We start from the raw sequence: 13313 nt of genomic DNA, 5'->3' as shown, positions 1-13313 counted from the left end.
GTCTGAGTAGCTCATAACCTGAAGACGGTTTCCCAAACCGTTTGTCGTGAGTTCTACTCCCAGAGGGGGTACCAAATCTGAGGTTGAAATAGGGCCTGCAGATACTCCTGCAGGCTATGGAGCTCTTCTCAACATAGCCCAATTAGTGAGGCTAGTTTTGGGAACAGTACTCTTCTCGACTACCTTAAAACCGAAGTGCTCATATAGCAGGACATCTGCTTCTTCCACTGTCTCGAGATAGCATGGTAAACCTTCTTCGTCCATTCTGGCTAACATCGGCCTTAGTAGCTTACCTGCAAAGCCCTTTCCCTGAAAATGGGGATCTACCCCAATTGTCTGTAAAAACAAGTGTTCGAAAGGGGTTAGACGTTGGTGAACGCTGTCAATATAATCACCAAAAGACTTCATTCTCTGCCCACTCTCCCAGCCTAAACCGAATAATACTGGCAGTGGCACAGAACGTATCAGCTTCCAGAAAGTCATTGGATAGTTATCTGAGGGCAACCAGATGGCAATCCCTTCCATCTCATGGGATGTAGTGTAAACCTCGCCATATCGTGTGCAGTAATGCAGGACATACTGAAAGAAGTAGGGTAGCCTTTTCTCTCTCACAAGTGAGTCAGGGTAAGCATAGGTACTAACCGGGTAATTCCAGAATGCCTGGCTAAGTATTACGGCAGCAGGTTTGATATGGGATTTATTCAATTCCACCAGACCCTGTAAATTAGTACCCATCGCATCAATTGTAAAAATCCCGTGCTACTAAATCAAGGGGTCGAAATCGCTTTTTAGTACTTCGCAAATACAATACATTGACTCACTGCCTTCTGATCACGGTGTCATTGCCCTGACTCCCATCGGGGTTGCATGTGCTACTTTTGCCTGACACTACATGACATCTTCCACGTTAACACTCCCTTACACGCACCAACCTCACACACAATTCCAGTTTTGTAACAGTATTCTGAACGGGCAGGGGTTCATGTCTAATTGTCAGTATTGACAAAACTAGCTCAGCCGCTTAAAGTGCCCATTACTGAGTAGTATCAATGAAGCTGATGACGCACAGGTCTCATTAGCTTGCTAGGGATTTATAGTAGACAATTTATACATAAATAATGTGCCAATCCAGGGAAATGTCGGATCTTTGACATACCACCAAACTTTTCCAGACGTAGAGATATAATAAATGGCGCTGAATTTTGATTTAACAGAAGAGCAGAATCTGACACGTCATGCCGTCCGGGATTTCGCCCAAAAGGAGATCGCCCCCATAGCTCAAGAGCTGGACGAGAGGGAGGAGTTCTCTATCGAGTTGACACGAAAGATGGCTGAAATTGGGCTTCTTGGTTGCTTCGTCCCAGAGAAATATGGTGGATCCAATATCGGATACATCTCGTATATTATTGCGGTGGAGGAACTAGCGAGGGTTGATGGTTCCCAGGCTGCTACAATTGCTGCCGCGAACTCACTGGGGATTGGACCGATCTATTACTTCGGAAACGAGAAGCAAAAACAGGAATGGCTTCCAAAACTCTGTTCGGGACAGGTCTTGGCAGCCTTCGGTCTAACCGAACCGGAAGCTGGTTCCGACGCTGGAAGCTCTCAAACCAGGGCTGAGCTTAAGGGAGATCATTGGGTCATCAATGGGAGGAAGATCTTTATTACGAACTCAGCTTGTTCCCTCACAGGAGTCATTACTATGCAAGCTGTTACAGGACGGCACGGCGATGGAAAGCTTGAGTTGAGCTGCGTGCTTGTTCCTGCGGATACTCCCGGATTGACGGCTAGGGAGATGAAGGGGAAAATGATGTGGCGGGCGTCAAATACGGGTGAGCTCTTCTTGGATGATTGTATTGTACCCAAGGAGAATCTCTTAGGGAAAAGGGGAGACGGGTTCCACCAGATGCTTTCTACTCTGGATAGAGGACGGCTGAGCATCGCTGCTATGGGGCTTGGTGGCTCCCAAGGGGCCTTCGAGCTTGCTCTGAAATACTCCAACTCGCGCATCCAATTTGGACGGCCTATAAGTTCGTTTCAGGTGAACGCTTTTAAGCTGGCAGACATGGCCCTCGAAATCGAGCTCTCCAGAAATCTACTCTATAAGGCATGCTGGCTCGCAGAGAACGAGCGTCCCTTTAGTCGGGAGGCGGCTATGACCAAACTATACTGCTCTGAGGTAATGCATAGGTGTGTTCATCATGCAGTACAGCTCCACGGGGGCTATGGTCTGATGAAAGATTCCAAGGTCGAAAGACTATATCGAGATCAGAGACTTCTCGAGATTGGTGAGGGGACGTCGGAGGTACTACGGATTATAATCGCTCGGGGTATAGGTGTAGCAGGAAGGGCAATGTAGGAGGAAGAAGCAAAATGGAAAAGAATAAGGTGAAGCGCGCAAGCGCCTGTGGCAGATTAAAATCGTCCCAACGTGGCTTCATAGGATCTGAGGACTTTCTAACAGACTCATCTCGGGTAGAACACCTTGCCATCGGGCCCAAGGAAGGAGAGCTTCTTGGCGATCGGGTCAGGAATGCTCGCGAAATGCACGGTCTGACCCTTCAGGATCTAAGCAGCCGGACGGGCATAGATATGGATACTTTAAAGCGTGTGGAATCGAATGAAATGATTCCTCCTTTGGGCGAATTAATAAAGCTAGGCAAAGCGCTGGAAACGAAGATGGGTTACTTTATCTCTCCCGGGGTCGATAAACCTATGACCATAGTGAGGGCAGACCAGCGTCGTCCTATCTCCCGCCACGGGGAAAGAAGGAGCGAGCAGTACGGCTACTCTTACGAATCTCTCGCCCCGGAAAAGGCGAACAGATCGATGGAGCCCTTTATGGTAACTCTGTTACCTAGTGACGCGGAAGAGCCTTCTACACACGATGGGCAGGAGTTTCTTTATGTCCTAGAGGGACAAATGATGGCCCGAGTCGGGGATCAAACTGAGTTCCTCGGGCCTGGCGATGCGCTTTACTATGATTCGAGCCAGCCTCATTTTGTCAAGAGCGTCGGCGGCAGCGAGACCAAGATATTAGCCGTTATCTATCCCGGGTCCGAATAGCCATGGCTAGCGCTAATAGGCTCCCAATAGCATAACCAAGAGGCATCCACTATAAACTACAGAGCCTGTCCAGCACTCCGTTGGCAAGACGTAGAAAGCGTTAAACAATACGTGGAGGGATGTTATGGCGAGAAAGGTCGGTATAGTTGGTGCAGGAGTCACCCCCTTTAGGGGTCAATGGATAGAAAAGACCTATTACGAGCTGGCCCAGATGGCTGCCATGAGCGCCATGCAGGATGCCGGGCTGGAACCAAATGATGTGGATGCGGCTTTTTACGGCATTTACAACGATATCTTTCAGAGGACATGTATCCCCGAGCACCCTCTACAAGGCATAATAGGCCTCCAGAATAAGTTTGGCATCCGTGTCTCCAATGGCGGCGCTACTGGCGCTTACACGATGTCGGCTGCCCATGCCTATGTGGCGGCGGAGAGGTTCAAGACTGTCCTGGTTTTGGGTGTTGAGAAGGCAACGGACTGCTTCGACTTTCAGTCAATGTCGGCTACTCCAGAGGTGATCAAGACGATCGGCTGGTCAGGCGACAGTTTCTTCGAGCAGAAAATAGGCTGGTCAGCCTCAGACAGCTATGCCGAGGTGGTACTGGCCTACATGGACGAGCATCCAAGGGACCTGAAGCCGGAGGTCACTGCACAGATCTCGGCGCTGCTCAGCCAGCAGGTGAGGACCAATCCCTACGCCCAGAGGCAGTTTGATCAGGTAACCCCTGAAGAGGTAATGAACTCCAGACTTGTGGTTTACCCTTTTAAGGAACTGGAGATTTGCGTCTATACTGAGGGCGCTGCTGCCCTCATCTTTGCCGAGGAGGAGACAGCCAAGGCCATTTCCAGAAACACCGGGCAGCCTGTGGTCTGGATAACGGGCGTTGGGGAAGCCAATGAGCATTCCTTCGCTGGTAAGAACCAGAAGGTGATGTCTCGAATCATGTCCGACTATCTGAGTTCTCACCGCGCCTATGAGATGGCTGGAATAGAAGACCCGATCAAGTCAATAGACATCGTGGAGCTTCACGATGCCTTCGTTCACCAGCTCGAGATCAGCATGGCGGAGTTCGGCTTCGTGCCTTTGGGCCGGGCTGATGCCCTGGTGGAGGACGGGATCATGACACGTGGGGGCAAGCTCTTGGTGAACCCCTGCGGTGGGCTTATTTACTGCGGGCACGCCGTTGGTGCCAGCAATATAATGTCAGCCTGGTCCGCCAGGAGTGAGCTCATTAACAGGAAGCTCCGGGCGGCTCTTGTCCATGGCACGGGTAGCACTGTTGCCCAATACGGTGTGTGCTTGATTCTTGAGCACGAATAAAAACAAGGGGGGATTTAGCCATGGCTGATAATAAAGTGATACCGTCTGAATACATACCAGATGCTGATTGCACGATAGTAAACATCGCTGGTAAAGATTACCTGGAGGTAAACGACGCGATGTTCACCTTCTACCGGAGAAGTAAGGGCGAGCTGTCGCAGTTCTTCCTGGCGCTGCGGGACGAGAAGAAGGTACTGGGCTGTAAGTGCACCCAATGCGGTATAGTGAGGGTGCCCCCGTTCATGACCAGGTGCCCGGATTGCAATTTTGCTTCAACAGAGCTGATCGAGGTGGAGCAAGTAGGTGTAATGAATAGCACCCCGCCCATTACCTATTTCGCCACCTCGATGTTTCAGCACATGGCACCCTTCGGTAGAGGCCGTGTGATCTTGAACGGAGCCGACACAGCCCTGAGTATAATCGTATACACCACGACGGGCATCTTGGTGCCGGGGCTGGTTACGAAAGGGACCGAGGTGAAAATCGTCTTCCGGGACAATCGCATTGGTGAGATTATCGATATATTCGGCGTCCCAACCTCAGAGCTGACCAAAGAGCAGATCACCAGGAAAGGGCTTCGAGAATCGGAGCTAGACTGGAGTGCTGCTGTTGAACCCGGGCTTCCAGCCGCTGAGGAAAAGGATTCAGCTACCTACAAAGATGCCCTTGTGGAGATGCAGGCTGTCGCCGCGCAAATGAATGAGACAGAGCGAGCCCGCAAGGATACCGCTGGCTGGAAGCGGAGCATACAGGTTAAGATCACAGGTGGTCAGTTCGCCATTGTGATTGACGATGGTGACATCAGGATCGAGGAGAAAGCTCTGGAGTCACCTGACTTTGTAATGGTCTGTAAAGATCCCAAGGTCCTACTCGACGGTCTAGCTTATAGGGGTGCCCTTACCGACTCCGTTATCATGAAGAAGCTTTGGATCAGCAAAAACATGGAGTTTACCACCATCTTCAAGCTGGATAGGGCAGCGCGATCCCTGGCTAGAGCTAGGAAAATTTAGTACAAGATGGGGATGTAGTCTGCGAACTGGGTTCGTGGGCGTGCTTCACTCCTCCACACTGGTACCTAGCATCATGGTTTTGAGTGGTTTAGCTTTCCATATAATACTGCATTGCTTTAACGGTTAATTTCGTTAGATACAGTGCCTGCATTAGAGACTAGCCTAGCATTCATATATGAGCTTAAATTATGTCAAATAGGAGCTTCTGTAGCCGAGTAAATTCTGGATTGGTGTTATGGTACAGTGGCTAGAAACTGCTTTTTATCTCTTTTACAGATATGCTGAATGACATATCGTCCAGTCATGGCACCACTGGGCAAACCGCCACCTGGCTGAACCCACTGCCCTGCCATGTAGAACGAATCAAGCCCGGGTAAGGTCTTTCTCATGTTCAGTGTTACAATCTCCGGGGTCATTAACCAGCCTTCGAAGCTGCCCTGCCAGTTGCCGGTATAGCGCTGGAAAGTAACCGGCGTCGCCACATCTCGCATTTCGACTTGAGCCGATAGGCCAGGGAAACGCTTGTCCAGCAGACTAATAATGTCATCCGCTATGTGCTTTTTTTCCTCCTTGTATCGCTTAATATCCTCTCGAAGTGATTTCCAGTAATCGTAGTTAGATTCAATCATAACGGTGAGTAAGGTCTTTCCAGCAGGAGCGAGGTCAGGATCGAAGTTGTGGATACGTACACTCAGCCATTCCCTCTCTTCACCAGCTACTGTCACTGGCTCGTCAAGCTTAAAGACCAAACCCGATATTAGCTGTGGCACATCATCAAATGAGCGGTTGACGCCCAATCCAATATAGATTAACGGCGGGAAGATAGGGAATTTATCATAATATTCATTGATTTTGCCGTCTATGTATTTACCCTCTAGCATGTCATAGATAGTAGCGTGCCCATCTGCCGCTGATATTACATAATCGGCACGGTGTTCGCTTCCGTCAGCTAATCTAACTCCGACGGAGCGATTATTCTCTACCAATATTTTATCCACTCGAGACTTATAGTTGATCTCACCGCCAAGGTCGAAATATCTTTTTTCTACAGCACGTGATATCTTCATTGAACCACCCACAACATAACCAGCTCTCTTCTGGTGAAGAAGCGATATGGTCATCAGCATAAATATGGAGGCGAATTCAGGGAACCATATTAACTGCCAGGCGTCGCGCAGTAGAGGATTATTGAAGCGCATGCCGAAGTCCTTCATAGTAATGCGGCTCCATTTCTTGAAATCGCGGAATAAGGGGAGCATCTTGAGCATCAGCTTTATTCCACTAAGAGGGCCGTAGAACTCAGGTGGTCTATCAACAGGCATGTCTAAGCGAATAAAGCGGCGCATGGCTTTCGTGCACTCTTCTATAAACTTTGCATCTTGCGGTGCAAGCTCCTTCATATGTTTCTCTAAACGATCGATATTGCAGAACAGGTTAAAAACTTTGCCCTCAGCATCTTCGATACGGTAGAACTGGTCCATGTCTATCACCTGCTGGCCCTGTAGAGCTCCCAGTTCTTCCCAGAGACGGTATAACCCAGTACCGGGTGGCTGATCCCTACTAGCCAATGCAGGCAGCCGTCTATAGTGTAGCCCTTGCGCTCCCAGGCAGTACACAATCCGCCCAGCTTATCGTGCATCTCGAATATGCGCGAGCGATAGCCATTCATCTGTCCATAGCACCCAGCGGCCATACCCGCGATTCCAGCTCCAATGATGATTATTGACTTCTCCATCTCTTCCTCCTTTTAGAAAACATCAGCTGAATTAGTAGGAACGGCTTTTTTCACACAATAGCAATATACAATATATGCGAACTCACAGTATACTAGTTGTCTATGGTGTCGAATTCGCTATTGCCATCCATATGCAGGTATGAAACACCGACTCTGTAACTTCTGATATGGGTGTCACACAGTTGGGTCGATACCGAAATAGAAGCATTTAAATGTTGTTTTACGTGGTACAATTGTATACGGCTTGCGTCCTAACTTAAGAATATTATATAGTACTGGGTAGCAGGATATAAAATGGAGCATATACTGGGAAAAAGGTTCGAGCCTAAAAAGATCATAGATAATCCTACTGAGGGAAGTCTTCGTAATTGGGCCTTAGAACACGGCGGGATCATCAGTGAGTTTGGCAACCTCTCTGTAACGACTAAAGTGCGAAACAGAATGGCAAAACTAACCGAGGTAATATTGGACCAGCCAGATCAAGAGGACACGGAGCTTATCCATAATGTCCTAGAGTATTTAAAGAAGAAAGAGGTAATATCACTAGACAGAGTCATGTGCTCAACACGGGGTTTCAAGAGAAACTGCAGGTTATATGTCACGGCCGAGTACGCTAGGCTTCCTTTGATGTGGGGCCATACCCTATTCCCATCCAAAGGGAAGGACCCCGATTTCGTAGCACTCACAGTGCCGGAGTGGCCTGAGAAGAAGGTACTGGTATTTCCTGCGGCCGGATTGACTATCATCCTCGGAAGCGACTACAAGGGTGAGAATAAGAAAGCCATGCTAAGGCAAGTGATGTACTGGGCTAAGAAGCAGGGGCATCTAGGTCTTCATGCGGCAAGCAAGATATTACGCGTATACAGAGGCAAGGAGTTGAGGGATTTCGGCTTTCTATTGTTCGGCCTCAGTGGGACCGGTAAAACTAGCTTGTCTTGCCATTCGCACTGGCTCGGCTATCCCGAGACAGTTATCATTCGGCAAGACGACGTAGTCATATTCACAGAGGATGGCACCGCTGTCGGTACTGAGGACTCCTTTTATATAAAGACGGATAGCTTGGAGCCTAGCTCTCAACCGCTACTCTACTCGGCTGCGTTGAGCCCCAGGGCTATATTGGAGAATGTCTTCGTACATCCCAAGACGGGAAAGGTCGATTTCTTCGACAGTAGTCTAACTTCTAATGGACGTGCAATGGTAAAGAGAAGGGACATCGCATTTACTGATAACAGCGTAGATCTGGAGAAGGTGGATTTTATCGTGTTCATAACTAGGAGACAAGATATCATGCCTCCAGTTGCCCGCCTCAGTCCCGAATGGGCAGCAGCGGCCTTCATGCTCGGTGAGTCCGTAGAGACATCAGCTGGTGATCCGACCGAGGCAGGCAAATCGCTCAGAGTGGTGGGCACAAACCCTTTCATAGTCGGTTCACGGACGGAGGAGGGGAATATGTTCCTTGAGATCCTCCGAGCCAATCCTGATATCCAGTGCTTTTTCTTGAACACAGGAGTTGTTGGAGGCATGGTTAGAGGGCAAAAGATCTCTGTAAAAGACTCAGTAAAAATAATGGAGATGATCGCCAAAGATAAAATCAAGTGGGCAAGAGATGACTTCTGGGGATATGAGGTGCCTGTGGACATACCCGATATCGAAGTGGACCGCTTTGATCTCGGGAATTACTACGACGATGAGCAGAAAACTGAGCTATCAATGAGCTTGAAAATTGAAAGATTAAACTGGCTTAGCCAATTCCCGGGTCTGAATGGAGATATTATCAGCGCTATCAATCCATGATATTCGCTAATAAATTTTATTCACCGTAGGCTTTCTTAACCTAAGCCAATTCAATTTTCAACCATATCTGACTAACCAATTGACTTATAAGACTACATCGTATCACCAATATACAAGGTTTGACCTGCGCCCGACGTAATTTCGGGGATATAAAGCCGATATGTTCAATATTTATATCGAATTTTTAGCTTTTAAAAAATACAAAGTACTTATACACTAACTTCCGAGGTATCGAGGGTTCGAACCCCATCACCCGCCCCAGTCAAGAAAATCGGGTGTTCATAAGAGTATCTCCATTTGATTTTCCCTATATTACATTGTTGCGACTGAGACGTCCTCTACTAATTTAAGAACTCACCACTCAGGCTTTCGACGTGAATATTACATGGTTTGAGAGCCTTTTCCCAAGCGCGAGCTCCCTTTCTAACCCTGTAACCACTTCATGAACTACCACCCGCTACAGCACCCCATTGTCCTGGAAGTATATAGCCCCCCAACAAACTAATACAACAGTACAAGGCTTCCAAAGCTGTCCGCTCCTTTTGAGCCTTGCAGCCTGCCGCGTTGACCGTTGACAGAGGTCATCCATAGTGCTAGCATGCTCATACTAATCCTTATCTGCTGTCCATCGGTCAGGTGGCAGCCCTTGTAGGTGGCGAATAGCCAGTTCTCGTTTAGATTACCACTTTATGTCATGCTGACGCTATATACAGGTTCCCCTGGGTACTCTCGGACTGCGGTGAACTGGCACTTACTGCAGGGAAGGCTCCTAATCGAGCAGCAGGAGGGAGCGTGTGCTGAATATCGTTGTTACTATTAAGCAGGTTCTTGACCCCGAGGCTCCGCCTTCTATCTTCAAGATCGACCCTGAGGCGAAACGTGTTATTCCCGCGGCCGGTATCCCTCCAGTTCTAAACCCCTACGATGAGAATGCCCTGGAGGCTGCTCTCATGATTAAAGAATTTCACCAGAGCAGGATAACCGCTATCAGTATGGGGGTAAGGCTGGCCAGGGCTGTGCTGAGGAAGTGTCTGGCTGCCGGCGCCGATGAGCTAGTTATTCTAGAGGACCAGGCCTTTGACAACTTAGACGGCAATGCCACAGCCCACATACTGGCCGCAGCTATTACTAAGATAGGCAAATATGACCTTATCCTTACCGGGAGGCAGGCAGCCGACACCGACGCTGGCCAGGTTGGCTCCGGCATTGCCGAGATTCTGGGAATCCCCTCTGTTACCATAGCCCAAAAAGTGGAGGTCGATAATGGCAAGATGAGGGTGGAACGGGTTGTTTCGGATGGCTACCAGGTGGTCGAAGCCCCCCTTCCGGCCCTGGTTACGGTGAGCCATGAGCTTGGTCAGCTACGGAGTGTTGCCCTGCGAGAGCTTAAGGCTGCTCAGGATAAACCTGTTCAGGTTTGGGGGTGTCAGGACCTCGGCATTGCGGCATTACCCATGAGGCGGACGAGCATGATAGACCTTTATATGCCGCACAGGGAATCGAAATGTGATATCGTTAATGGCAATAACGAGGAAGAAGCAGCAGCAAATCTAGCCCTCAGACTCAGGGAGGCCAGGATTATTTAAAGCTTTCGGAGCAGAAGGAGGCGAGAAGTGTCTGAAAAAGAAGAGCTGGTAGCAATTGTAGGCGATGCGAATGTTACCGATACGCCGGAGGCCCTTGAAGCCTATTCCAAGGACGAGAGCTTCGTTCGCCAGGTGAAACCTCAGTTTGTGGCGAGACCCCAAAATGTCGATGAGGTACAGGAGATAGTGAAGTGGGCTAACCGGACGGGCACGCCCCTGATCCCGGTGAGCTCCGGCCCACCCCACTTCCGGGGCGATACCGTCCCGGACCAGGGAGGGGTTGTCGTGGATCTGAGCCGGATGAATAGAATACTGCGTATCGACCGCAGGAATCGCGTGGCCATGGTCGAACCGGGTGTTACTTTCAGCGACCTCAAACCTGAAATTGAAAAACAAGGTATGCGTTTAATGATTCCGCTAGCTCCGCGAGTTACCAAATCTGTCATCGCCAGCTACCTTGAGCGGGAGCCGATCCTGGTACCCAAATGCCATTGGGATATGTCCGACCCGCTTTGCTGCATAGAGGTCGTTTTCGGCAAAGGTGACCTATTTAGGACGGGAGCTGCGGCTGGTCCTGGCACGCTCGAGGAACAGTGGAAATCAGGGCAAGCCCAGAAGAGCCCTCTGGGCCCCTCCCAAAGCGACCTGTTCAGAGTGATACAGGGGGCTCAAGGTACGCTTGGGATTGTCACTTGGGCCACCATCCGGCTGGAGCTTTTACCGTCCATCCAGGAACTGTTCATGGTGGGCTGCGAGAACGTGAATGAAATCATAGACTTTGTGTACTGGATTCAACGGCTTAAACTAGGCGACGAATGTCTGGTCCTAGACCGGCTCAATCTGGCTTCGATTCTCGAGCAAGATTCGGAGTCTATCGAGAAACTCAGCGCTGAACTGCCGCCGTATCTCCTAATCTATGTAGTTGCCGGCTACGATAGATTCCCCGAGGAGCGGGTGGATTACCAATCAAAAGACATAAAGGAGCTTGCGCAAAGACATGGCGTTCATCCCGTAACCGCACTTGCTGGGGTAAATTCGACAAAGCTTCTTAAAGCGCTGAGTGAGCCTTGCCCCGAACCCTACTGGAAGTTGCGTTACAGGGGCAACAGCGCTGATATATTCTTCTTGACTACTCTCGATCGGTCCCCCGAGTTCATAAAGGTCATGCGTGAGGCCGCGAACGAAACAGGTTTCCCCGCAACCAGCATCGGCGTATACATACAACCGATCCAGCAGGGCCGATCCTGTCATGTAGAGTTCAACCTCGCCTTTGATTCGATTAGCAAAACGGAACGCGCAAGCGCAGGAGTTACATTCGACAGAGCTAGTAAAGCTATGATGAACCAGGGGGCATTCTTCTCAAGGCCTTATGGGACTTGGCCGGAAATGATTCGCAACCAGTACGCCGAAAATGTTATCGCGCTTAGAAAAATCAAAAAGATTTTCGATCCCAATGACATAATGAACCCCGGGAAACTATTCTTCTAAAATGATAAAGGAGAGAGAACATGTTGCTTGAACTCAATGACTACGTTGGGGATATGAAGAGGTGCGCCAGGTGCTCGATCTGTAAGTGGCCACCTTTGGCTCAGATGAAAAGTTGGAGATTCTCTCAAAACTGCCCCAGCATCGCCAGGTATAACTTCTACTCGTATTCTGGTGGCGGCAGGATGGCACTGGGACTTGCCCTCGCTGAGGGTAAACTGGATGATGTGACGGACGAACTGCTGAACATAGTTTACCGCTGCACGTCATGCGGCGCGTGTGATTCTTCGTGCAAGTACAATTCCGAGCTGGAAGTACTATGGTCGATATACTCCACCCGTGCGCACCTCGTGAGTATGGGCAATTTCCTGCCCGAGCACCTTATGATTATCGAAAGTCTGAGAAAGGAAGACAATACCATGATGCAGCCCAAGGCTGACCGCGCCAAATGGGCCGAGGGCCTGAACATCAGAGACCTATCACAGGGCGGGCAAGCGGAGGTAATCTATCATGCGGGTTGTCTCTATTGTTACGACCCAGATTTGTCGTCGATAGCCAGGGATGCAGTGACCCTGCTTAAACAGACGGGAATCGACCTGGGCATTATGGGCAGCAATGAAACATGCTGTGGTAGTATGGCCTTTCAACTGGGCTTCCAGGGTGAATTCATCAAGTTCGCGGAGAGCAACATCGATGACTGGAATGCCGCTGGCGCCAAAAGGGTGGTCACCTCCTGCGCGTGTGGCTTTGGAATAATGAAGGCGGTGTATCCTCTACTGGGCAAAGAGATGAAGTTTGAGGTGCTGCACATCACCCAGATCCTTGATGAGCTAATTAAAGAGGGCAAGCTGCAGCTTTCCAAGAGCATCCCTGCACGCGTCACCTATCATGACCCTTGTAACCTGGGCCGCAACTCCGAGCAGTACGTGCCCTGGAGGGGTGTGGAGAAAAAGGTGCTAGGCCAATTCATCTTGAGGGAGCCAGAAAAGGTCGTGCATCGGGGCTGGGAAGGGGTCTACGAACCTCCCCGCGACATCATTAGGAGGGTTCCGGGGATCGAGCTAGTAGAGATGGAGAGGATAAGGGAATACTCCTGGTGCTGTGGAGCTGGCTCTGGAGTCAAGCTTTCCATGGATGACTTTGCCTTGTGGACTGCATCTGAGCGGATCAAGGAGGCTAAGTCAGTGGCAGCTGAAGCGATCGTGACCGCCTGCCCTTGGTGCGAGCGCAATTTTAAGGATGCCATTGCTCAATCTGGCGATCACCTGATGGTCTACGATATCGTGGAACTTGTGAAACAAGCGCTATAACAACGG

Annotated in this window: 11 protein-coding genes; 8 read left to right on the top strand and 3 right to left on the bottom strand. The window is 49.8% G+C overall.

Annotated features, from left to right (window positions below; translation table 11 throughout):
- Window positions 1–114: 114 nt before the first annotated feature.
- The gene (locus VMX96_09965) at window positions 115–711 is read right to left on the bottom strand and encodes a GNAT family N-acetyltransferase (protein HUU64223.1); all 597 of its coding nucleotides are present in this window, start codon (window positions 709–711) and stop codon (window positions 115–117) included.
- 484 nt (window positions 712–1195) lie between these two features.
- On the opposite strand from VMX96_09965, the gene VMX96_09960 reads away from it, so the two are divergent.
- The 4 genes from VMX96_09960 to VMX96_09945 all read left to right on the top strand — a co-directional run bounded on the left by VMX96_09960 (window position 1196) and on the right by VMX96_09945 (window position 5397).
- A complete protein-coding gene (locus tag VMX96_09960; GenBank protein ID HUU64222.1) occupies window positions 1196–2359 on the top strand; it encodes an acyl-CoA dehydrogenase family protein in 1164 nt (387 codons plus the stop codon).
- 14 nt (window positions 2360–2373) lie between these two features.
- The gene (locus VMX96_09955) at window positions 2374–3066 is read left to right on the top strand and encodes an XRE family transcriptional regulator (protein HUU64221.1); all 693 of its coding nucleotides are present in this window, start codon (window positions 2374–2376) and stop codon (window positions 3064–3066) included.
- Between the two features lie 124 nt (window positions 3067–3190).
- Window positions 3191–4387 carry a thiolase family protein gene (locus tag VMX96_09950; protein ID HUU64220.1) on the top strand — a complete coding sequence of 399 codons (1197 nt, stop codon included), beginning with the start codon at window positions 3191–3193 and terminating at the stop codon, window positions 4385–4387.
- Window positions 4388–4407: 20 nt separating this feature from the next.
- Window positions 4408–5397: a hypothetical protein gene (locus VMX96_09945; protein HUU64219.1), complete on the top strand. Its 990-nt coding sequence runs from the start codon at window positions 4408–4410 to the stop codon at window positions 5395–5397.
- Between the two features lie 233 nt (window positions 5398–5630).
- Here VMX96_09945 and VMX96_09940 read toward each other — a convergent pair whose 3' ends face one another.
- Window positions 5631–6878 (bottom strand): NAD(P)/FAD-dependent oxidoreductase, encoded by a 1248-nt coding sequence (locus VMX96_09940; protein ID HUU64218.1) that lies wholly within the window; start codon window positions 6876–6878, stop codon window positions 5631–5633.
- Window positions 6879–6883: 5 nt separating this feature from the next.
- A complete protein-coding gene (locus VMX96_09935; protein HUU64217.1) occupies window positions 6884–7132 on the bottom strand; it encodes an NAD(P)-binding protein in 249 nt (82 codons plus the stop codon).
- A gap of 294 nt (window positions 7133–7426) precedes the next feature.
- Here VMX96_09935 and VMX96_09930 point away from each other — a divergent pair, with 294 nt between their 5' ends.
- The 4 genes from VMX96_09930 to VMX96_09915 all read left to right on the top strand — a co-directional run bounded on the left by VMX96_09930 (window position 7427) and on the right by VMX96_09915 (window position 13307).
- Window positions 7427–8926, top strand: a complete 1500-nt coding sequence (locus VMX96_09930) for a phosphoenolpyruvate carboxykinase (protein ID HUU64216.1) — start codon at window positions 7427–7429, stop codon at window positions 8924–8926.
- A gap of 794 nt (window positions 8927–9720) precedes the next feature.
- Window positions 9721–10512, top strand: a complete 792-nt coding sequence (locus VMX96_09925) for an electron transfer flavoprotein subunit beta/FixA family protein (protein HUU64215.1) — start codon at window positions 9721–9723, stop codon at window positions 10510–10512.
- Window positions 10513–10539: 27 nt separating this feature from the next.
- Window positions 10540–12000, top strand: a complete 1461-nt coding sequence (locus VMX96_09920; protein ID HUU64214.1) for an FAD-binding oxidoreductase — start codon at window positions 10540–10542, stop codon at window positions 11998–12000.
- A 20-nt stretch (window positions 12001–12020) separates the two neighbouring features.
- Window positions 12021–13307, top strand: coding sequence for a (Fe-S)-binding protein (locus VMX96_09915; protein HUU64213.1), 1287 nt, complete (start codon window positions 12021–12023; stop codon window positions 13305–13307).
- Window positions 13308–13313 lie beyond the last annotated feature (6 nt).

Source organism: Dehalococcoidia bacterium (assembly GCA_035528575.1).
Taxonomy (GTDB): domain Bacteria; phylum Chloroflexota; class Dehalococcoidia; order E44-bin15; family E44-bin15; genus DATKYK01.
Note: the sequence above shows the minus strand (reverse complement) of the source record. Positions and strands in the feature narration are given on the sequence as shown.

What these genes read in the sequence shown, in the direction of transcription:
- VMX96_09915 (HUU64213.1), top strand. Translation starts at nt 12,021, where the DNA reads ATGTTGCTTGAACTCAATGACTACGTTGGGGATATGAAGAGGTGCGCC.
- VMX96_09950 (HUU64220.1), top strand. Translation starts at nt 3,191, where the DNA reads ATGGCGAGAAAGGTCGGTATAGTTGGTGCAGGAGTCACCCCCTTTAGG.
- VMX96_09955 (HUU64221.1), top strand. Translation starts at nt 2,374, where the DNA reads ATGGAAAAGAATAAGGTGAAGCGCGCAAGCGCCTGTGGCAGATTAAAA.
- VMX96_09945 (HUU64219.1), top strand. Translation starts at nt 4,408, where the DNA reads ATGGCTGATAATAAAGTGATACCGTCTGAATACATACCAGATGCTGAT.
- VMX96_09930 (HUU64216.1), top strand. Translation starts at nt 7,427, where the DNA reads ATGGAGCATATACTGGGAAAAAGGTTCGAGCCTAAAAAGATCATAGAT.
- VMX96_09935 (HUU64217.1), bottom strand. Translation starts at nt 7,132, where the DNA reads ATGGAGAAGTCAATAATCATCATTGGAGCTGGAATCGCGGGTATGGCC.
- VMX96_09940 (HUU64218.1), bottom strand. Translation starts at nt 6,878, where the DNA reads ATGGACCAGTTCTACCGTATCGAAGATGCTGAGGGCAAAGTTTTTAAC.